Below are 21,175 nucleotides of genomic sequence, written 5' to 3' on the forward strand. Positions count from 1 at the left end.
CAACGGCGCGTCGCGGTGCGGCGCCGCAGGACAGGACCGGGAGGCCAGCATGGACGACAAGCAGCGCCGGAAGCTCTGGCGGAAATGGAACGAAGCGAGCGAGGCCCGTCATGCCGCCTGGGCGGCTGGTGGCTATCGCTATCCCCCTCCGCCGAGCATCCCGATGCCAGCCGAGTGCGAGGATCTGCGGTGCGGCGCAAAGACCCGCACCGGGACGCCCTGCAAGCGCAAGGACATATACCGGAGCGGCCGGTGCAAGCTGCACGGCGGCATGAGCACCGGCCCGCGCACACCCGAGGGCAAGGCCATCTCTGCGCGCAACGGCTAAAGTAGGCGAAAGTAGCCGTAAGCCCACGAACCCCATGAGCGCCCTAAGGTCGCACTAAGGTCGCACTAAGGTTTTCCCCGTCTCGGGACGAATCGCCCGGCACCCTCAGTTAAACTTAGGGTGAGTCTCGAGCCCCATGAGAGGGATGCGATTTGGGTAAGGTCGATCGATCCAGCTTTGGACCGATTAAGCGCATCAAACGGCACGATCACGGCAAGGCGAGATCCGTCGCTCCCCGGTCAACCTCTCATCGCCGCATGAAGCGAACCCCATGAGGTGTTTAGTTTTCCTAAGGTGCCCAGGTTGACGGTCGGCTGCATGGCGCCCTTCTCATCTTCTAGGGCAGCCCCATGTGTCGCGCGCCGCCGCCCAACAACCAGGCGCCCGAATTTCGGACGGTTGGACACCGCTTGCACGGCAAACCGCTTCCCCGCCGCCGCCATCCATCTTATATGGCCGAGGTCGATGCAGTCTTGTTGCTGAGTTGGCTTAAGGTTGATCCCGAACAAGTAAGGGCATGACTGGCTAAATCCTTTCGCTGGCGCCAGATAGCCTAGTGCGCGGGGAACGTGGGTTCGAATCCCTACCAAGCTGCATCGACACCCTCCGCGACTGGCGATCATCGCCGTGAACATTCAGCCAGCCGTACGGATAGCCGTACAACTGGCCCCGATCTGTATCCCCCCTGTCGCCTAAGGTCGCGCCCGTCGATGCGAACCCCATGAGGGGGTAGGAAAACTTGACATGCGATCGGATACGCTTGGTTGACGCCCTCCGATGGCGGGAGTGAGTTCCAGCCGCCCCAGATGGCCCCCGCAGTGCCTGACCGACGCATGACAGATCGCCCTCCCCTGCCATCCGCGAAGGTGAATTTTCGGTAGCCGTAAAAAGGGGCGGCACCGATTTATCTTCGGTCATATCGCGAGGCTGACCCGCCCACTTTTTCGGAGTTCGCCGATTTAGTTGGGGTCACCACGCGAGCGCCGCCTGTTGACCTTTGTTAGCCTCCGAAGGGTGTCGGCAGAACCGACGCCCTACATACGCGCACGCGGCTGGATCGAGTTTTGTCCCTATTGTCCTTTTCGTCCCCGAGGCCCTTTCTCTCTCGACACCGTCTAAGGGCCGCTTGAGAGGGGTTTTGTCCCTATTGTCCTTTTTGTCCTTAGGGGCCTTTGTCTCTCACGACGCCTGAGCGCCCCGGATCGGGGTGACACTCCCGCCAGCCGCAACAGGGGTCGCGCAGTAGCTCGCCCATGCCTCCATGAGCTTGCGACGCTTCACGAACAGGTCGCCCCGCCGGTAAGCCGCCTCACTCTTGTTGGGGATCGCGTGGGCAAGGGCCATCTCGCAGACCTCATGGGCGAAGTTGGTCCGCTCCGACGCCCAATCGCGGAACGATGAGCGGAAACCGTGGGGGGTCGCGTCCACCTCCATCCTGCGCATCAGCATCGCCATGGCCATGCTGGACAGCTGCCCGCCCCGGGTGCCGGGGAACAGATAGGGGCTATCTAGATCCTTGACCGCCTGTAGCGCTGCGAGTGCGGCCGGAGACAGTGGGACGCGGTGTTCCTTCCCGGCCTTCATACGATCGGCCGGCACCGTCCAGACACCCTCGTCCAAGTCGATCTCTGACCATGTGGCCCCGAGCACTTCCGACGTTCGCGCGGCGGTAAGCACAAGGAACTCCAGGGCGCGGGCTGCCACTGCCGAGCGCGTTCCAAGCGCCGCCATGAAACCGGGCATGTCGACGTAGGGGAGGGCCTTATGGTGGCCGGTGCGCTCCAGCTTGCGGTTGCGCGCCGCTTTGGCCTTCGACACGACCGGAAAGATCTGTGCGAGATGGCCGCGCCATAGGGCCGGGTTCTCGCCCTTGCGGTATCCTAGCGTCTTGGCGGCATCGAGGATGGTTTCAATACGGCCACGCAGGCGGCTGGCTGTCTCGGGCTTCTCCCGCCAGATTGGCTCTAGAATGCGGACGACGTGCGCCGTCTCGATTGTCGCCACGGACATGTCGCCAATCACCGGATAGGCATAGGTAGCGAGCGTGTTGCGCCATTGCTGCCGGTGCTTTGCATTGCGCCAGCTATCCTCATTGGCCTTGATATGGTTCTCCGCGACCTCCTTGAAGGTGATGGCGGCGACCTTGGCGGCCTGTGCTGCTGCTGCTGCCTCAGCGGCAATCTGCTCGCGTTCCTCAACAGGGTCGATACCTGCCTTCACCTTAACGCGCAGTGCAGCCGCTTCCAGCCGCGCATTGGCGAGCGACACCGCATCCGCTCCAGCGGCTGGCCCGAGGCCAATGTCTCGCGACTTACCTCGGAGCATGAAGCGATAGACCCACGATCGGGCGCCAGTGTCCTTGACCAGTAACTGGAGGCCATTGCCGTCCGCGTAGCGGCCTGGCTTGGCGTTCTTCACCGCAAGGGGGGTGAGGGCGTTGTGGAGCTTGCGTGGCATGTCAAAGACGTTCCCTAAACCGTGCCCTATTCAATACGCTGGTTTTATGGGAACGCAAGCGAACGCGCACGGTCGCAAACGGAAAGCGCAGTCGAAGAAATGGCGGTATTCTGGGGGTGGTTGTGCGTGTGCGGTCGCGCGCGGTCGGGAGTTAGGCGGACTCCCGCTCCGCCATTCACCCATCCGTCAGTGTTCATAGACAACCGCCGAAAGGCGCAAATTTCTGCGGATAATAAGGTTTTCTCAGACCGCCGATGTTCGTTGAAGTTCGCCCACAGCCCCGTTAAAACGTGGGGAACGGTGTGGGGAAACTCCATAGTGTGGGGAACTGACATGGGCAAGCTGACCGCCAATTAAGTCAAAGCCGCGCTGAAGAAGCCCGGCACCTATGGTGGTGGTGATGGCGATGGCCTCTTCCTGAAAGTGAGTCGAACTGGCGGCGCAAGCTGGCTCCTGCGTGTCCAGCATGACGGTAAGCGCCGTGACATCGGCCTTGGCAGCGCCAAGCTGGTTACACTGGCAGCGGCCCCAGCCAAGGCAGCAGAAGCCCGCAAGGCAACTCGCGAAGATGGCCGTGACCTTGTGGCCGAGAAGCGCAAGGCCAAGGCACAGAGCGTCACCTTTCGCGAAGCGGCTCTTACCTAGCTGATACCCTTCCGCTGACGCATGACCCGGAGGCGCGTGCCTAAGGTGATCTCGCTCAAATATGCCCACCTGCCCGTGCTTCCTTGCTTTGGTCAGTTCTCTTTCGCCTTGAAGACCTCCAATAAGGTGGATAGCGGAATCGACCTGCGCGGCAAACGCCTGCGCAACCGGCGCGCGACCTCATCAATGGCGTCGCTGCGCCCAAGGGTACGTTCTACCAGCCAGGCTGCCGTCTGTCAGTCTGCGACCTTCTGCTCGCGATCGCCAGTTGCTGCATATTGGGCAGCGTCCTCGCCACGAAGCGCGGCTATCCAGCCAGCCTCGGCTCCTGCCGGGTCCATTGCTGCCAAGATCCCTTCGAAAGAAATTGGCGCGAACTGCCAGACGATCCGAAGGAACGGGAGCGGTTCACCGAAAAACGGTTGGGTCTTGCGCGACAATTGCTTGGCCGCGACCGCGACATGCGGCGCGATCATCGCATCAAGCAGGTCGGCATGAGCCTCGGCCAATTGCGCGAGCAGTGCGGCGCTCATCCGCCAGTTGAAATGGTCCTGGCTGGACAGCGCAACCTGACGCCCCGCCTTGAGTTGCGCAACGGCGGCATCTAGCGCCAGCATGGTGAGCCGCACCGAAAGCGCCTCGGTTTTGTCGAGGTTGCGCAGGATCATCGCCTGGATCGGCGCCTTGGCGGCGGGCGCGGAAAAGCAGATATGGAGGAGCGCCTCCGTGTCATGGTTCATGCGGACCCAGCTTTCGCCGAGGGTCCGATCCAACTGGTCCCAGTCGATCAACGCGACGGTCTCATTGAACTGCCTGCACGAAACCTCAGCTGTCGGCACGCATCCGGCACCGCTCCCCCCTGCGCCAACACGATCTCGGCCTCACGCATCTTGCCGATGATCTCCTCCGGCTTGTGCTTCTTGCCCATTTCCAAACTCCTTCGTCGTCCAAAATAGCAGAGATTTTGGACCACTCAGAAGGCGGCAGATCACCACATATCAAAAGCGCAGGCAGCGTACATCGGAGCCTGCCTCCATCGGTGCAGATTGTGCGGGACGCTCCACCAGCAGGTCCGCCTGAACCAACATCTCCTGCGCCGATGCCTCCTGCCGTTCGATGATACTCACACCATTTCCTGCGCTTTCTCCGGTCCCACACAGAAACTGGTCGCGATCGCTTCCGCATGGTGCATCGTGAAGCAAACGGCGCGGGCTCCATTGCAGGGCATGGTCGAAACCCGCACCGGAAAGCCCACAGATCATCGGTGCCAGGAACAGACGAGCCGTAGTCAGTGCGGCCGTGGGATTCCCCGGCAGACCCAGCACATGCGTACGCCCAACCCTACCATACCACAACGGCTTGCCGGGCTTCATCGCGACCCCGGCGAAGGCCAGTCGCAAGCCGAGCGGTGCAAGCGCTGCCCGTGCCAGATCCCGGTGCCCGTGCGAAGCGCCACCGGCGATGACGAGCAGGTCCGTTTCTTCCAGAACCGTCATTGCCTTCGCATGAAATTCATCCGTCCGGTCCGGCGATCGCTGGCAGCCCATCGGCTTTGCACCCCATTGGCGCGCCATCAACAGCAGCGCTTCGCTCAGGCTGTCAGGTATCGTATCGATATCCGGTGCGGCACTGCCGGGGGGAACGAGTTCATCGCCGTTGGTCAACACCCGCAGCCGCAGCTGCCGCCATACCGGGAGCGCGTCGAGGTCAGCAGCGGCGGCAACCATCATGGCGCGAGGATCGATACGGGTGCCCGCAGGCAACAGCCTCGTGCCTTTGGCAAAGTCGGATGCGCGCGGCCGGACATGCGGCTTGCCCGAAATGTACGGCAGGATCACGAACCTGCCATCGATACGCGCGTGTTCGCCCATCACGACCCGGTCCGCACCGACCGGCATCGGCGCGCCGGTGGAGATGCGCATAGCGGCGCCGGGGCGCAGCGGAGGCGGCTGACCGCCACCGGCTGCGCTTTCCCCCTGCAACACGAGCCGTGCAAAATCGCCGGTCAGGTCTGCGGAGCGAACGGCGAAACCGTCCATCGCGGCGCTGTCCCGACGCGGTGAATCGATTTGCGCGACTATGTTGCCAGCGAGAATCCGGCGGCCAGCCTTCGCCAGCGGAACCCATTCCATGCCCAGTGACGTGCAGCTTTGCCTGACGATCGCCTGCGCGGCATCGAACGTCGTGGCGGCGTAGCAAGGTAATTCCGGTGCGGTGGCCATGGCTTTACTCCGGGGCCGGGAACGGCAGGGGCAACGTCACATCCGAACCGATCGGCACCGTGCCGTCGGCCTGTGCCACGGCCTCTCCGATCAGGATCAGCGTGGGCCGATCCTTGGCAAAGGCCTGGGCGACCAGCGGCAGCAGGTCCAGCCGCGTGCGCAACTGCTGCTCCTGCGGCAGTGATGCATCGCAGGCGATCAGGGCGGGCGTCGATCCCGGCAGGCCGGCGGCGATCAGCGCCATGCTCAGTTCGGGGGCAGCTTCCCGCCCCATGTAGACCGCCAGTGTGCAGGCGGGATCAGCGAGCGCCTGCCAGTCCAGATCGAGCGCCTGACCGTTGCGGCTATGCGCGGTGACGAACTGGACCCGGCGCGCAATACCGCGCAGCGAGAGCGACATCCCGGCCGACGCCGCGACGGCGCTGGCGGCAGTGATACCCGGACAGATGCGGACCCGAACCCCGGCCTTGCGCAAAGCTGTCATTTCTTCGGTCGCGCGGGCAAACATGGCGGGGTCACCGCCCTTGAGACGGACCACCCGCTTGCCGGACAACGCGGCAGCGACAAGCATTTCGTCGATGGTCTGCTGATCCCTGGAATGGCGCCCCGAGCGCTTGCCGACGCTCACCCTTTCCGTATTATCGGGGATCAGGTCGAGCACGCCCGCACCGACAAGGGCGTCGTAAAAGACGATGCCCGCCGCTCCGATCAGCTTTTCCGCCTTGCGGGTCAGAAGATCCGGATCCCCCGGCCCCGCGCCGACCAGCCAGACTTCACCGGGGGCGATCAATTCATTCGGCTGCATCGAAGACCTCCTCACTGGTCTGGCTGAGTATCTTGGCGAGCGCGGGGCGGCACGAGCCGCAATTGGTTCCGGCGCCGAGCGCCTTGCCGATGGCGGGAACGTCCACCAGCGCCTGCGCGCGGATGGCGGCGACGATCTGGTTGAGGCCGATGTCGAAGCACACGCATACTGTCGCGCCTTTCTCGGGCTGGCTGCCAGGGCCGCGCGCGGCAAGCACGGTCGCACCGACGTTCTCGACCGCGAGCTGGCCGATCAGCCAGTCGCGCGAAGGCAGCAGGCCGGTACGGGTGATGAAAAGGACGCCCGCCAGCCTGCCCTCGACCACAATCGCGATGCGGCGCGAACCTCGGGTATGGTCGATCGCCTCGATCCGCTCGCCTTTGGGCAGGCAGGCGTCGATGCGGGCGGCGTCGCCATTGCCCGCGATCTCGTAGAGCGCGCCCCCGGGCACTGCCACGCGGGTCGCCCACAGGCACGGAATGCGCGCGGGTTCGTCTCCGCGCAGGATGAGGAAACCCTTCCACTCGGTCTCGACCTTGGCGAGCGCGGCCGGGGTGGACTTGAAGCCGGGCTGGCCCGAGTGCGGATCGACCAGCGGGCGCGGCAGCAGGCCGGTGCGGCCGCCGATGGAAATCTGGTCGGTCCAGTGGATCGGCGTGAAGATCTCGCCCGGACGCTGGCCATCGCTGAGCATCACGCGGAAGGTGCTCTGGCCCTGTGGGGTCGAGACGCGGGCCAGATCGCCGTCCCGCAACTCCAGCGCGGCGGCGTCGGTGGGATGGACTTCGACCAGCGGTTCCTCGCGGTGGCGCGCCAGCTTGGGGGCGAGGCCGGTGCGCGTCATCGTGTGCCACTGGTCGCGGTAACGTCCGGTATTGAGCGTTAGCGGCCAGTCCGCGAGGGGGGACTGCAGGTCCATCTGCACGACCTTGACCATGCGCGCGCGTCCGCTTGGCGTCGGAAAACGGCCATCGGCAAACGGGGTGCCGCCCCAACGAAACGGCTCCATCGCATCGTAGGCGAAGTTGCCGATCGCCGCATGGGCGGCAAGGTTCAGGACGCGTCCGCCGTCATTCTGATAGGCCGTCAGGCGGGCATGTTCGCGCCAGATGTCGGCAGGCGTATCGTAGGTGAACTCGCCCGACCAGCCCATGCGGCGGCCTACTTCCTTGATGATCCACCAGTCCGGCTTCGCCTCTCCCGGCAGGGCCATGAACGGGCGCTGGCGGCTGATCGTGCGTTCCGAATTGGTGACGGTGCCGTCCTTCTCCCCCCATGCTGCGGCAGGCAGGCGCACATCGGCATAGGCGGTGGTGTCAGTGTTGGCGATGACGTCGGAGACGACGACGAAAGGGCACTTCTCCAGCGCTGCGCGCACGTTTCCGGCGTCGGGTAGCGACACGGCAGGATTGGTCGCCATGACCCACAGCGCCTTGATCCGTCCCTCGCCGATGGCGCGGAACAGGTCCACCGCCTTGAGGCCCGGCTTGGTCGCCATCGTCGGCGCGGCCCAGAAACGGCCGACGCGCGCGATGTTCTCGGGCGCGAAGTCCATATGCGCCGCCAGCGTCGAGGCAAGGCCGCCGACCTCGCGCCCGCCCATCGCATTGGGCTGACCGGTGATCGAGAACGGCGCCGCGCCCGGCTGGCCGATACGCCCCGTCGCGAGGTGGACGTTGATGATCGCGTTGACCTGATCGGTGCCGCGGATCGACTGGTTGATCCCCTGACTGAACAGCGTGACGGTGCGCGGGTTTGCGGCGAACAGTTCGTAGAACTTCAGCAGCAGCGCAGGATCGAGGTCGCAGGTCTTCGCCGTGCTCCACACGTCATGGCCGCTCGCAAGGTGCTCCCATAAGTCCTCGGGCACATCGACGTGGCTGCCCATGAATGCCTTGTCGACGAACCCATGCTCGGCGAGCCACGCCAGCAGGCCGTTCATCAAAGCCACGTCGCTGCCGGGGCGCAGCGGCAGGTGAAGGTCAGCGCCTTCGCAGGTCTCGGTGCGGCGCGGGTCGATGACGACGAGCTTCGTGCCCCGCTCGGCGCGCGCCGCCTGGATGCGCTGATAGACGATCGGATGGCACCATGCCGTGTTGGAGCCGACCAGCACGACAAGATCGGCCTTGTCGAGATCATCGTAACTGGCGGGCACCACGTCCTCGCCGAAAGCGCGGTTGTGGCCAGCCACCGCGCTCGACATGCACAGGCGCGAATTGGTGTCGATGTTGGCCGAGCCGATAAAGCCCTTCATCAGCTTGTTGGCGACGTAATAGTCCTCGGTCAGCAGTTGTCCCGAGACGTAGAACGCCACGCTGTCCGGCCCATGGCGGGCGATGGTATCGCGAAAGCGCTTCGCCACGAGATCCAGCGCCTTGTCCCAGCGCACGCGCCGTGCGCCGATCATCGGGTGGAGCAGGCGGCCGGTCAGCCCGACCGTCTCGCCCAGATGCGTACCCTTGGAGCAGAGACGGCCCGCATTCGCCGGATGCGCCGCGTCACCCCGGATCGTCACCTCGCGCGTCCCCGTCGGAGTGGCCGAGATGCCGCAACCGACGCCGCAATAGGCGCATGTCGTGCGGACCGCCTCGCGCATCAGGCGGCGCCCTTCAGGGCTTCCGGACTCTGGGCTTCAGGTCGGGCCAGCAGGATGCGCCCGTTCTCCTCGCGCACGGCGATGGTGGGGGTGCAGCCTCTGTCCGAGCCTTGCGCCTCGCCGCTGGCCAGCGCGATGTTCCAGTTATGCAGCGGGCAAGAAACCGAGTGCCCATGGACGATGCCCTGGCTGAGCGGCCCCTTCTTGTGCGGGCATTCGTTGACGAGCGCGAAGACCTTGTCGTCCCCGGTGCGGAACACGGCGATCTCCGGCTCCCCTTCAAGGCGCACGGTGCGCGCGCCGCGCTGGGGAATGTCGCTGAGGGTTCCGATATCGATCCAATCGGTCATGGCGCTCACTCCGCTGCTTCGAGAGCATGAGGCTGGAGGTGATGGTGCAGGTCGGCGCGGTCGCCCGAGGCGCGGGTCGCCCACGGATCGTCCTGGCTGAAGCTCTGCGAATGGAGGAACCGTTCGGCGAGTGCCTTGCGGCCCGCCTCGTCCTCGACCACGCGGGACTTCACGTAATCGATGCCGACACGCTCTATCCACGGCGCGGTGCGCTCCAGATAGCGCGCTTCCTCGCGGTAGACCTGGATGAAGGCGGCGCAGTATTCGAGCGCCTCTTCCTCGGTGGCGACCTTACACAGGAAGTCGGTGGCGCGCACCTTGATGCCGCCGTTGCCGCCCACACTCAGTTCGTAGCCGGAGTCCACGCAGACGATCCCGAAGTCCTTGATCGTCGCCTCGGCACAGTTGCGCGGGCAGCCCGAGACGGCGATCTTGAACTTGTGCGGCATCCAGGAGCCCCAGGTCATCCGCTCGGTCTTGACGCCGAGGCCGGTCGAATCCTGCGTGCCGAAGCGGCACCACTCCGAACCCACGCAGGTCTTCACCGTGCGCAAGCTCTTGCCGTAGGCATGGCCCGAGACCATCCCTGCAGCGTTGAGATCGGCCCAGACGGCGGGCAGGTCTTCCTTCCTGATACCGAAGATGTCGAGGCGCTGACCTCCCGTCACCTTCACCATCGGCGCATCGTACTTCTCCACCACGTCGGCGATGGCCCGCAACTCGCGCGGGTTGGTGAGACCGCCCCACATGCGCGGAACGACCGAATAGGTGCCGTCCTTCTGGATGTTGGCGTGCATGCGCTCGTTGACGAAGCGGCTCTGCTGGTCGTCCACGTATTCGCCGGGAAGCGCGCAGAGCAGGTAGTAGTTGAGCGCCGGGCGGCAGGACGAACAGCCATCCGGCGTCGCCCAGTGCAGCTTGTGCATCACTTCGGGGATCGAGCGCATGTCCTGCGCGACGATCTCGCGGCGCACGTCGTCGTGGGTGAAGCTGGTGCACTTGCACAGGGTCTTCGGACCGGACTGCACATCCTCACCCAGCGTCAGTGCCAGCAGGTTCTCGACAAGGCCGGTACACGATCCGCAGCTGGCCGAAGCCTTGCAGGTAGCGCGCACCGCATCGAGGCTGCAAGCACCCGCCTCGATGCAGCCGACGACCTGGCCCTTGGAGACGCCGTTGCAGCCGCAGATCTCGGCATCGTCCGAGAGCGCCGCAACGGCCGCCTTAGGGTCCGCCAGCCCACCTCCGGAGGCATAGGCCTGGCCAAAGATCAGCAAATCGCGGACTTCGGAAACGTCCTCGCCCTTCTTCAGAAGGTCGAAATACCAGCCTCCATCCGCCGTATCGCCGTAAAGTACCGCGCCGACGATGCGATCGTCCTTCACCACCACGCGCTTGTAGACCCCGCGCGCGGCATCGCGCAGCACTATGTCCTCGCAACCTTCGCCGCCCGAGAAATCGCCGGCCGAGAACACGTCGAGCCCCGCAACCTTCAGCTTGGTCGAAGTCACCGAACCGCGATAGCCGGTGTGCCGGTCGGTGAGCCCGTCGGCAAGGCTGCGGCACATGTCCCACAGCGGCGCGACGAGGCCGTAGACGTTGCCGTCATGCTCCACGCATTCGCCGACCGCGAGGATGCAAGGGTCGCTCGTCACCATGTGGTCGTCGACCTTGATGCCCCGCCCCACATCCAGTCCCGCCTCTCGCGCCAGCGCCGTGGCGGGGCGGATGCCCACGGCCATGACCACGAGGCTCGCCGGGATTTCGCGCCCATCCTTGAGACGCACGCCCTCGACTTTCCCTTCGCCATAGATCTCGGCGGTGTCGGCGCCGGTGAGGATGGTCTGGCCGCGCCCTTCCAGCGCCGACTTGAGCAGCCAGCCCGCCGCCTCGTCCAGCTGGCGCTCCATCAGCGTGGGCATGAGGTGGATGACAGTGACTTTCATGCCGCGCAAGGTCAGGCCATGCGCCGCCTCAAGGCCCAGCAGGCCACCGCCGATGACCACCGCCGAGCCACCGCCCGCTGATTTTCCCGCTTCCGCCGCCGCCAGCATCGTGTCGACATCGTTCATGTCGCGGAACGAGATGACGCCGGGCAAGTCCTTGCCGGGCACCGGAATGATGAAGGGATCGGAGCCGGTCGCGATCAGCAGGCGATCGTAATGCACCGTGCGGCCCGAACGCGAGGTGACGATCTTAGCGGCGCGGTCGATCCCGGTAACGGGATCGGCGGTGATGAGGTCGATGCCATTCTGGTCGTACCACTCGTGGGGGTTGATGACGATCTGCTCGAAGGTCTTCTCGCCCGCCAACACCGGCGAGAGCATGATGCGGTTGTAATTCACATGCGGCTCGGCGCCGAAGATCGTCACGCGATAGCGGCTCGCATCGCGGGCCAGCAGTTCCTCGACCGCACGGCAGCCCGCCATGCCGTTGCCGACGACGACCAGATGCTCGCGCACACCGCCACTCGGCACGATCAGCGCGTCATCATAGTCGGAATTGGGTTCGATCCCGTCCTGAAAGTCCATGTTCGAAACTCCGGCAATGTCATGGGAAAGGGAGTTGAAAACGAGAAAAGGCCGCCATCCAGACCCCCGGCACGAAACCGGAAGTCAGGATGGCGGCCTTGCCATCATTCGGTGCCTGCGCGCCCCGACAGTGGAGCGTTTCGGCGATTGTGAAGGACAACGCTGTCCCTTGCACTGCAACATAAAGGGAATCGCCTGATCGCTCAAGCGATTCCGTAACGCGCCTGTCAGATCGTCGGGTACTCCATCCGACCTCGCGAATACTCAGATGCGCGCGCCGGTGTTCCAGGTCGCGCGCCAGCGGGACTTGACCATCGCCACCGAGGCAAGGGCCACAAGTGCGAGACCGGCAAAGATCAGGAAGCCAGGCGCAAAGCTGCCGGTGAGCTGTCTGGCAAGGCCTAGCGAGCTGGCAAGGTAGAACCCGCCGACGCCGCCTGCCATACCGACCAGACCCGTCATCACCCCGATTTCGGCCCGAAAGCGCTGCGGAACCAGCTGGAACACCGAGCCGTTGCCGGTGCCCAACGCCAGCATTGCCACCACGAACAGGCCGAGCGCCGCGACGAGGCTCGGGGCCTGCGACACACCGACGAGGGCAATCGCCGCCACGACATAGACCATCATCAGCGCCTTCACGCCGCCGATCCTGTCTGCCAGCGCCCCCCCCATCGGACGGACCAGCGATCCGGCGAAGACGCAGCCTGCGGTGCAATATCCGGCGACAACAGTGCTGAGACCGAACTGGTCGGTGAAGTAGATCGGCAATGAGGCGGCAAGGCCCACGAAACCACCGAACGTCACGGCATAGAAGGCCATCAGCCACCATGCATCCGCCTGCTTCAGCAGTGCAGCATAGTCCACCAGCTTGCGCGGCGCGGGCGGATTGGGTGCATCCTTTGCCATGAGGAGGTAAAGCGCCAGAACTATGGTCAACGGAATGCAAGCCAGACCCAGCACCGCGTTCCAGCCGAACATCCTGGCCAGGGTCGGCGCGAAGATGGCTGCAAAGACAGTGCCAGAATTGCCCATGCCAGCAAGGCCCATCGCCTTGCCTTGGTGCTCAGCCGGATACCAGCGGCTGGCGAGCGGCAGCGCGATGGCGAAACTCGCCCCGGCAAAGCCCAGGATCACGCCCAGCGCCAACGTTCCCCCGAAGCTGGTGACGCCCATCGACCAGGCGAAGAACAGGCCGGTGATGACGATCCCCTGATTGATCGCCCCTGACCGCTTGGGTCCGATACGATCGACGAGAAGGCCGTTGACGACGCGCAAGACAGCGCCCGCCAGCGTTGGAAGCGCCACCATCAGGCCCTTCTGCGCAGGCGTAAGGCTCAGCGTCCTGGATATCTCGGGTGCCAACGGGCCGAGCAGAACCCAGACCATGAAGGCCAGGTCGAAATACAGAAATGCGGCAATCAGAGTCGGCGTGTGACCGGACTGCCAGAAGCCGGCTGCGGCCTTTTGCTCGGGTACAGGCACGTCATTGTCTTCGTGAGGTCGGAAGAATGCGGTTGCCATGGAACGTCCCCCATAGATCATGAAAGCGGACACGAAAAAAGCCGCAGGCCGGACGTCACCCTTGCGGTGAGCCCGGTCAGCGGCTTTGCTGCGAATTTCGGTGAGGACGGCGTCCCGCCTTTGGGACAGCCTATCCAATCTGGGCGCGCATCATCGCGCGACGTTTCTATAGTCCCGCGATTCGCCAAATCTGACAAGATATAAAATTGCGCGGCTTTTCAGCGCGGCTGCATTTTCAGGTCCGGCCTGATGCTGCGATGCAAAAACCGTCGGAAAAACCTACCGGGCGAATCCGGCAAGGTAATCCTCGATCCGCTCCGGGTCGAAGATGCGCCCATCGAAGAACCGATCAGGGCCAAGCATGAGATCGCCCTTGCGCGATCCCACCGCCAGAGGCACGTCGACCGCCCCCTCCAGCTTCATGCTCGCGCCCGGCATCGGCAGATCGCTGCCCGCAAGCGCGCGGCGGTAGATGTCGGGACGGAATACCGCCGCCGCCTGCCTCGCTGTCTCGGCGGAAGGCTTCACCATATTCCAGCGCACCAGCTGGGAGTATATCCACAACGCCTGGCTACGCCACGGGAACGGCGTCGCCTCGCGCGAGAACAGCACGAAATCGGGACAGGGCACCGCCGTGTCGCCGGCGCGCGGGACGATCGTGCCGGTCAGCGCGCGCAGGATCAGGTCGGAAGGCTCGCCGACGTAGCGGGGATCGGCAAGGATGTCGGCCAGCGCTTCGCGGTTCTGCGGCTCGTCGCACCACACGGCCGCGCGCGCGAGCGCACGCAGCAGGCGATCGGTGGTATCCGGGTTTTCCTCAAGCCAGGACTCGCGGAAAGCCAGCACTTTCTCGACACCGCGCTGCCAGATGCGCTGACCGATCGCCACCGCTTCCGCCCGGCCGGATTCGATGGCGGCGCTGCCCCAGGGCTCGCCCGCGATGAAGCCGTCGATCTCGCCTGCATGGATCGCCTCCACCGTCAGCGAGGGCGGCAGCACGCGCAGCACCACGTCACGGTCGGGATCGACACCCGCGCTGGCCAGCCAGTAGCGCAGCATCAGCGCGTGGCTGGAGAAGCGGTGGACGACGCCGATGATCGGTTTCCTGTGCCACAACCCGATAGCGGTGGCGAAATCGTGTGCGGTACCGAGCGGATCGACCAGCCGCGGGGCGGGATCGGGCGCAAGCGCGGCGGCAAAATCCTTCGCCATGACCAGCATGTTCCCGTTGACGCCCAGCTTGAACGGTGTCGCCAGCGCAGCCGGTTGCTGGCTGAGGCCCAGCGTCACGGCCACCGCCAGCGGCGCCAGCATATGCGCGGCCTGCACCTGTCCATAGACCAGCCGGTCGCGCAGCGTCGCCCAGCTCGTCGTGCGCACGAGATCGAGCGCAAGGCCCTCCTCTTCGGCAAACCCGCGTTCACGCGCAGCAGCGAGTACCGCGACGTCGTTGAGCGGCAGGAAGGCGATGCGAAGGTTGGTCGTCATTATACCCCTCCCAGCAGGTCGCTGGCGGTGATCAGTGCCTGTGCCACGTCAACGATCTTCTTGCCTTGGTTCATCGCGGTCGAGCGTAGCAGCGAATAGGCATCCTGCTCGGACAAGGCACGCTGGTTCATGAGGATGGATTTCGCGCGATCAATCAGCTTGCGATCGGCAAGCGCGGTGCGCGCCTCCTCAAGCTCCGTCTGCATGCGCGAAAAGGCATTGAAACGTCGCACCGCCAGTTCCAGCACCGGCTTTACCCGCTCCTTGCGCAGCCCATCCACCACATAGGCGGAGACGCCCGCGTCAATCGCCGCCCCGATCATCGCCTCATCGGACTGATCCACGAACATCGCGATCGGCCGTGCCAGCGCCCGGCTGACAGTGAGCATTTCCTCCAGCGTGTCGCGGCTCGGACTGCCAAGATCCATGAGCACAACGTCCGGCACCATGCGCTCCAGCCGGGCGACGAAAGCACCGCGCGGCGGCACGATATGAATATCGTCATAGCCCGCATCGCGCAGGCCTTCCTCAAGCACCGTCGCGCGCAAGCCGCTGTCGTCGATGATGACAATGCGCATGGATGCCCCTTCGGCGCTTATTTGCAGCAGATTTTTATTGGGCGTCAACGGCTGCGGAGAATATATCGGGAGGCATCTTCCTATCGGCGAAAATGCCTGTTCACCACGGGACGGAATGGAGCTTTTAGCACGTCGGGGTCATTCGACGTGATCAGATGTACCGACGGCGCCCTGCTCCGTTAAGACGAACATTCTTGAGAGCAGTTCCTTGAACAGCATTTCCAGGTCATCGCGTCCGACATCAATGATCTCTCCATAATCGGCGAGCACGCCATCGATCATGTCCGGATCAAGACGGACCGGCATGGTAGGCGTATGGACATGAGCAAGCTGATGCGCCCGATGCGGATAGGATATCCCGGTAAGGCTATTGTAGGCAATGGCGGCGCCTACCAGCACCACAGAGTTCAGCATCACCGGCACCAGGATGAAACCGTATCCCAGACTGGCGACATGCGGGCCGCCCAGAACAGCGGTCAGGGCGACAGCTCCGCTCGGCGGATGAATACAACGCAGCCAGGACATCGCGGCAAAGGCGACGCCCAATGCCACAGCCGCCGCAATGAGTTGAGAGGGAATGCAAAGCGCTGCCGTCACGCCTATCAACGCCGCCAGCGCGTTGCCGCCGATGATCGACCATGGCTGCGCCAACGGGCTTGCAGGCACGCCGAAAAGCAGGACGGCCGAGGCTCCCATCGGGGCGATCAACAGCGGCGCGGCATTGATGTCGCCAAGGCCCCATGAGCAGATCAGCCCCGTCAAGGCGATGCCGATGATCCCCCCGATGCTCGCTCTCAGTCGCTCGGATATGCCACCAGAGGATCTGGACGGAAGCAAATCATGGAGGGCCTTCACGAGCTCGTCCCCGGTTGGGCAGTCCAGGCGAACCGGCGTCGCTCGCGATCTTCGCGGTGGGCATGCAGACGAACCCGCAAAAGGTCGCGGCGCGCGACAATGCCGATCACCGCGCCTGCCCCGGCATCGACCACCGGGACCCGGCCGACATCGTCCTTGATCATCAGGTCGGCAAGGACCGTGACCGGCGTATCGGGCGTGGCCAGCAGCAGGCCCCGATCCGATTGTCGTTCTGCAAGGGTGACATCGTCAGCCGCAGTCTCGCTGCTCCAGCGCAGGGCATCCGACCGGGACACGATGCCGATCGGTCGCCCGTCCTCACCGATGATGGGATAGCTGCGATGCGCGTCAGGGAGAGCGAAGCGCTCCAGTGCCCGAGAAACGGTCATGTCGCCGGGCAAGGTGTCGGGCAAAGGTGTCATGATGTCACCAACACAGGCGATCGCCCAGGGGTCGATGGTCATTTCCTGCTGAATATGCCGTCCCCGCCGCGCGATCTTTTCGGTCAGAATCGAACGGCGCAGCACGAGGACCGCAACCGCATAACCTGCGGCGGCAGCGGCCATGGTGGCGGGCAAGGTGTCGAGCCGCCCCGTCAGTTCGATGGCGAAGATCGCCCCGGTAAGCGGCGCTCGCATCGCCGCGCTCAGGATACCGGCCATTCCGACCAGTGCCCACACGCCATTGCTGCCGGGAAGAAGTTGCCCGATCGCTGCGCCTGTTGCGCCGCCGATGATCAGCAGGGGGGCCAGAACGCCGCCCGATGTGCCCGATCCCAAGGCGACCAGCCAGACCAGAGCCTTGATAACCAACAGCAGCAGGATCGCCTGAAGCAGCAACGAACCCGCCAGAAGATCCTGGATGTTGCCATAGCCGGCTCCCAGCACGCGAGGATCGATCAGCCCCCCGATCCCGACCACCACTCCTCCTAGCGCTGGCCACCACATCCAGTGAAGCGGCAGATGGTGGAAGGCGTCTTCGATGCGATAGAGCATAGCGGAAAGCAGCGATGCCACCACGCCCACGATCAGGCCGATCAACACGGCTCCCGCCACGAACCCCGCTATGGCGGGTATGTGTCCGGACAGGGCAAACAGCGGCCCCTGCCCGACCAGCAGCGGTCGCCAGACCAGCGCTGTCACAGCGGAGGTTGCAACCGGTACAAGGCTGCGCGGCTTCCATTCGAAGAGCAGCACTTCGACAGCCAGCAGGATGGCAGCCACCGGCGTGCCGAAAATCGCCGTCATTCCCGCCGCAGCCCCGGCCACCAGCAGCGTCTTGCGCTCCGCCGCACTAAGGCGAAAACATTGCGCAAACAGCGATCCGATCGCGCCACCCGTCATGATGATCGGGCCTTCGGCGCCAAACGGGCCACCGGTGCCGATGGAGATCGCCGAGGACACCGGCTTGAGCACGACGACCTTGGGAGAAAGGCGGCTTTCTCCATAAAGAATTGCCTCGATTGCCTCCGGTATGCCGTGGCCACGAATTTTGTCCGACCCGAAGCGAGCCATCAAACCGATGGCGATGCTGCCCAGAACCGGCGCGACGATCATCCATGGGCCACGGGTCGCCAAGGCCATATCCGAGGCCTCGGCAGAAACCCGTCCGAACCAGACCAGATTGGTCACCAGCGCAATCAGCTTGATGAGCACCCACGCCGCCAGCGCCCCGCCCGTTCCGGTGACGAGACCTGCTGCCGCAAGCAGGATCATGGTCCTGTCAGCGGTATGATCGGCCAAGCGTGGAAGGGGTATGTGCGTCGGCGCCGCGACTGGAGAAATCTGTATGGACATGATGAGCACCTTGCAGAAAGTGCTGCGCACATATATCGCACTACGATATGAATCAATCCCGACATGATCCGTCAGAGCCCGACGTGCTCCTCGACGCCGACTATCGGCTTCTGGCAGAGTTTCGCCATGCCCTGCGCGCGTTCCTGCATTTCAGTGAGGAGGCCGCTGCTGCGCGAGGGCTGACACCTCAGCAGCATCAGGCATTGCTGGCCATTCGCGGCGCGGGCTTGCCGATGACGGTAGGAGAACTTGCCGAGCGCCTGATGTTGCGACCGCATAGTGTGACCGGTCTGGTCGACCGCCTCGCGCAAGCACGTATGATCGTGCGGGTGGCCGACAAAGGCGATCGCCGCCGTGTCGCACTGGCGCTGACAGCGCAGGCCGAAGACTTGCTTCATGCGCTGTCGACGACCCATCAGGCGGAACTACGGCGAATCAAGCCCCTACTCACAAATCTGCTGATGCAGTTGTAGCGCGATCGGATTTCGCTGGGGCCGGATTGGATTCATCACTTGAAGCGAGTGCCGCCAATCAACAGAGAGGTGGCCCGGTATGCTGACCTGCATCCGCAAGAGCTTCGATCTGATGCGACAGCATGGCCTCGGCGATCTGGCCCTCGCCACGGTCCCACTTGAAGACGAGAAAACCTACCGGATGCTGCAGCGCGCGGACAGCATCGGCACATTTCAGGTCGAAAGCCGCGCGCAGATGGCCATGCTGCCACGCATGAAGCCCAAAGAGCTTTACGATCTGGTGATCCAGGTGGCGATCGTGCGACCGGGGCCGATCCAGGGCGGGATGGTCCACCCCTATCTGCGCCGCCGCAACGGGGAGGAGAAAGTCATCTTCCCTCGCCCCGCCCCGCCGCACGATCCCGATGAACTGCGCGAAGTACTGGGCAAGACGCTGGGCGTGCCGCTGTTTCAGGAGCAAGCGATGAAACTGGCCATCGTTGCTGCCGGATTTACCCCGTCGCAGGCCGATGGCCTCAGGCGCGCGATGGCGACCTTCCGCAATCGCGGCACGGTCGATCACTATCGCGACCTGATGGTCGGCGGCATGACCCGGCGCGGCTATACGCAGGACTTCGCCGAGCGGTGTTTCGAGCAGATCCGCGGGTTTGGCGAATATGGCTTTCCCGAAAGCCATGCGCAGGCCTTTGCCTGGCTGGCCTATGTCTCTTCGTGGCTCAAGTGCCATCATCCGGCGGTGTTTGCCGCTGCTTTGCTCAACAGCCAGCCCATGGGGTTCTACGCCCCGGCGCAACTCGTGCGCGATGCCCGCGATCACGAGGTCGAGGTGCGGGCCATCGATGTCAACGCAAGCGAATGGGACTGCACGCTCGAAAGAGACGAGAGGAAGGAAGGGCTGGCGCTGCGTCTCGGCTTTTCCCGCCTCGACGGATTTCGCCCACAGTGGGCGGAGGCGATCGCGGCCGGGCGGCGATCCGCTCGCTTCCTCTCGATGGAGGATCTGGCGGCGCGCGGCGATCTTCCCCCCGCTGCCTTGCGCAAGCTGGCCGATGCGGATGCACTGGGATCTCTGGACCTGAATCGGCGCACGGCCTTGTGGGAAGCGCGGCGCACGCCACCTGCCCAGCTTCCGCTCTTCGCAGCGGTACAGGCACCTGAACTGGGCGACGAGCCGGATGCGAACCTTCCTGCCATGACACCGGCTGAAGAAATCGTGGCCGATTATCAGACCACCCGGCTCTCCCTGAAAGGCCACCCGATGCAGTTTCTGCGCGAAGCATTGGACTGCGAAGGCGTGACACGCTGCGCAGAGGCGAACCGCGCCAAAGACGGCCGCAAGTTGCGCGTGGCCGGTGTCGTGCTGATCCGCCAGCGCCCCGGCAAGGGCAACGCGGTGTTCATCACCATCGAGGACGAGACCGGCATCGTCAACGCGCTGATGTGGTCGCGCGAGATGGAAAAACAGCGCCGCGCCGTGATGGCGGCAAGGCTGATGGTGATCGAGGGCGAAATCCAGCACAGCAAGGAGGGCGTGGTCCACCTCATAGCCAGCCGGGTCGTCGATCGCAGCGCGATGCTGCACACCCTCGACGATCACACGCAAGCTACGGCAGCGCCTTCTGCATCCGGCGACGAAATCCGTCGTCCACAAGCCCCCCGTGAACTGCGCAAGCACCCTCGCGATGTTCGTATCCTCCCAAAGTCGCGGGATTTCCATTGAGGCGGTGCGAAAGTCGTATGGGAGTGGTAGCAGTCGCAGGAGTGCTGGCTCCTCACATCGGCAAGGAGCCAGGCAATCTCAGATTTCTGTGCCCTCCGCCAACGTCAGGGCATCCTCTACGTCTACGCCAAGGTATCTGACCGTGCTTTCGATCTTCGTGTGACCCAGCAGAATTTGGACTGCACGCAGATTTCCGGTCGCCTTGTAGATGATTGATGCCTTGGTTCGGCGCAAGGAATGGGTGCCATAATCCTCGCTGGGCAAACCGATGCCCGTGACCCACTCATCGACGAGGCGGGCATATTGCCGTGTGCTTATGTGAGCAGCGTGATCAGTGCGGCTGGGGAATGCGAAGTCCTCCAGAGATCCTCCCCGCAGTTCCAGCCATTTGAGCAGGCTCGCGCGAGCATCGGTCATAAGTTCAAACTGAACTGGTCTGCCGGTCTTTTGCTGTACGACCGTGGCCCGTGTTCGAATTTTCCGATCACAAACGATGTCGCTGATCCTGATCTTCACCAGATCGCATCCGCGAAGCTTGCTATCGATGGCAAGATCGAAGAGGGCCCGGTCTCTTACCCGCCCATGCTGGTCGAGAAAGAAGCGGATCGCCCATATCTGACGGGGTTTGAGCGCGCGCTTTGCACCAACTTTGCGCCCAGCGTTCCAAGATACCCGCTCGCGAGCGGCGGGATCAAATTCCGATAATCCCATGACACATCTCCTATGGCCCTGACGGCCATAGGTAGAACGCTTCAGAAAAGGTCGACCCATTCCGGTCCCTCCGTCCGTAGTTTCGGCTTCCTAGAAGCG

The 21,175-nt window shown here is 64.1% G+C and carries 17 protein-coding genes, 1 tRNA gene and 1 pseudogene; 5 read left to right on the plus strand and 14 right to left on the minus strand.

Annotated features, from left to right (window positions below; all coding sequences use genetic code 11):
* Positions 1–49: 49 nt before the first annotated feature.
* The gene (locus AC3EC3_RS12835) at positions 50–328 is read left to right on the plus strand and encodes an HGGxSTG domain-containing protein (protein ID WP_488490008.1); all 279 of its coding nucleotides are present in this window, start codon (positions 50–52) and stop codon (positions 326–328) included.
* A gap of 467 nt (positions 329–795) precedes the next feature.
* A tRNA-Thr gene (locus AC3EC3_RS12840) sits at positions 796–924 on the plus strand.
* Positions 925–1,507: 583 nt separating this feature from the next.
* Here the strand turns inward: AC3EC3_RS12840 and AC3EC3_RS12845 are convergent.
* The gene (locus AC3EC3_RS12845; protein WP_488490009.1) at positions 1,508–2,785 is read right to left on the minus strand and encodes a tyrosine-type recombinase/integrase; all 1,278 of its coding nucleotides are present in this window, start codon (positions 2,783–2,785) and stop codon (positions 1,508–1,510) included.
* Between the two features lie 369 nt (positions 2,786–3,154).
* On the opposite strand from AC3EC3_RS12845, the gene AC3EC3_RS12850 reads away from it, so the two are divergent.
* A complete protein-coding gene (locus AC3EC3_RS12850) occupies positions 3,155–3,430 on the plus strand; it encodes an Arm DNA-binding domain-containing protein (protein WP_488490071.1) in 276 nt (91 codons plus the stop codon).
* 236 nt (positions 3,431–3,666) lie between these two features.
* Here the strand turns inward: AC3EC3_RS12850 and AC3EC3_RS12855 are convergent, their stop codons facing one another.
* The 12 genes from AC3EC3_RS12855 to AC3EC3_RS12910 all read right to left on the minus strand — a co-directional run bounded on the left by AC3EC3_RS12855 (position 3,667) and on the right by AC3EC3_RS12910 (position 18,091).
* Positions 3,667–4,221, minus strand: coding sequence for a hypothetical protein (locus AC3EC3_RS12855; RefSeq protein ID WP_488490010.1), 555 nt, complete (start codon positions 4,219–4,221; stop codon positions 3,667–3,669).
* Positions 4,218–4,358 (minus strand): hypothetical protein, encoded by a 141-nt coding sequence (locus AC3EC3_RS12860; RefSeq protein ID WP_488490073.1) that lies wholly within the window; start codon positions 4,356–4,358, stop codon positions 4,218–4,220. Before AC3EC3_RS12860 ends, AC3EC3_RS12855 begins: the two co-directional genes overlap by 4 nt.
* Before the next feature lie 70 nt (positions 4,359–4,428).
* Positions 4,429–5,652 carry a molybdopterin molybdotransferase MoeA gene (locus AC3EC3_RS12865; RefSeq protein ID WP_488490011.1) on the minus strand — a complete coding sequence of 408 codons (1,224 nt, stop codon included), beginning with the start codon at positions 5,650–5,652 and terminating at the stop codon, positions 4,429–4,431.
* Positions 5,653–5,656: 4 nt separating this feature from the next.
* Positions 5,657–6,457, minus strand: a complete 801-nt coding sequence (gene cobA, locus AC3EC3_RS12870) for a uroporphyrinogen-III C-methyltransferase (protein ID WP_488490012.1) — start codon at positions 6,455–6,457, stop codon at positions 5,657–5,659.
* Positions 6,444–9,053: a molybdopterin-dependent oxidoreductase gene (locus tag AC3EC3_RS12875; RefSeq protein WP_488490013.1), complete on the minus strand. Its 2,610-nt coding sequence runs from the start codon at positions 9,051–9,053 to the stop codon at positions 6,444–6,446. The genes cobA and AC3EC3_RS12875 overlap by 14 nt, the downstream gene beginning before the upstream one ends.
* Complete coding sequence (gene nirD, locus AC3EC3_RS12880; RefSeq protein WP_488490014.1) at positions 9,053–9,403, minus strand: nitrite reductase small subunit NirD; 351 nt, start codon at positions 9,401–9,403, stop codon at positions 9,053–9,055. Before nirD ends, AC3EC3_RS12875 begins: the two co-directional genes overlap by 1 nt.
* 5 nt (positions 9,404–9,408) lie before the next feature.
* The gene (gene nirB, locus AC3EC3_RS12885) at positions 9,409–11,934 is read right to left on the minus strand and encodes a nitrite reductase large subunit NirB (RefSeq protein ID WP_488490015.1); all 2,526 of its coding nucleotides are present in this window, start codon (positions 11,932–11,934) and stop codon (positions 9,409–9,411) included.
* Between the two features lie 264 nt (positions 11,935–12,198).
* Positions 12,199–13,455, minus strand: coding sequence for a nitrate/nitrite transporter (locus tag AC3EC3_RS12890; RefSeq protein WP_488490016.1), 1,257 nt, complete (start codon positions 13,453–13,455; stop codon positions 12,199–12,201).
* Positions 13,456–13,734: 279 nt separating this feature from the next.
* Complete coding sequence (locus tag AC3EC3_RS12895) at positions 13,735–14,943, minus strand: ABC transporter substrate-binding protein (protein WP_488490017.1); 1,209 nt, start codon at positions 14,941–14,943, stop codon at positions 13,735–13,737.
* Positions 14,943–15,521: an ANTAR domain-containing response regulator gene (locus AC3EC3_RS12900; protein WP_488490018.1), complete on the minus strand. Its 579-nt coding sequence runs from the start codon at positions 15,519–15,521 to the stop codon at positions 14,943–14,945. The genes AC3EC3_RS12895 and AC3EC3_RS12900 overlap by 1 nt, the downstream gene beginning before the upstream one ends.
* A 138-nt stretch (positions 15,522–15,659) precedes the next feature.
* Complete coding sequence (locus AC3EC3_RS12905; RefSeq protein WP_488490019.1) at positions 15,660–16,376, minus strand: HPP family protein; 717 nt, start codon at positions 16,374–16,376, stop codon at positions 15,660–15,662.
* Positions 16,373–18,091, minus strand: coding sequence for a chloride channel protein (locus tag AC3EC3_RS12910; protein WP_488490020.1), 1,719 nt, complete (start codon positions 18,089–18,091; stop codon positions 16,373–16,375). Before AC3EC3_RS12910 ends, AC3EC3_RS12905 begins: the two co-directional genes overlap by 4 nt.
* Positions 18,092–18,219: 128 nt before the next feature.
* On the opposite strand from AC3EC3_RS12910, the gene AC3EC3_RS12915 reads away from it, so the two are divergent.
* On the plus strand, positions 18,220–18,645 hold the full coding sequence (locus tag AC3EC3_RS12915; protein ID WP_488490021.1) for a MarR family winged helix-turn-helix transcriptional regulator: 426 nt from the start codon (positions 18,220–18,222) through the stop codon (positions 18,643–18,645).
* Between the two features lie 76 nt (positions 18,646–18,721).
* Positions 18,722–20,365, plus strand: a pseudogene (locus AC3EC3_RS12920) (helix-hairpin-helix domain-containing protein); the annotation flags it as partial.
* A gap of 78 nt (positions 20,366–20,443) precedes the next feature.
* On the opposite strand, the gene AC3EC3_RS12925 reads toward AC3EC3_RS12920, so the two are convergent.
* Complete coding sequence (locus tag AC3EC3_RS12925; RefSeq protein WP_488490022.1) at positions 20,444–21,076, minus strand: tyrosine-type recombinase/integrase; 633 nt, start codon at positions 21,074–21,076, stop codon at positions 20,444–20,446.
* Between the last annotated feature and the right edge of the window lie 99 nt (positions 21,077–21,175).

Source organism: Novosphingobium sp. BAM6 (genome assembly GCF_057784955.1).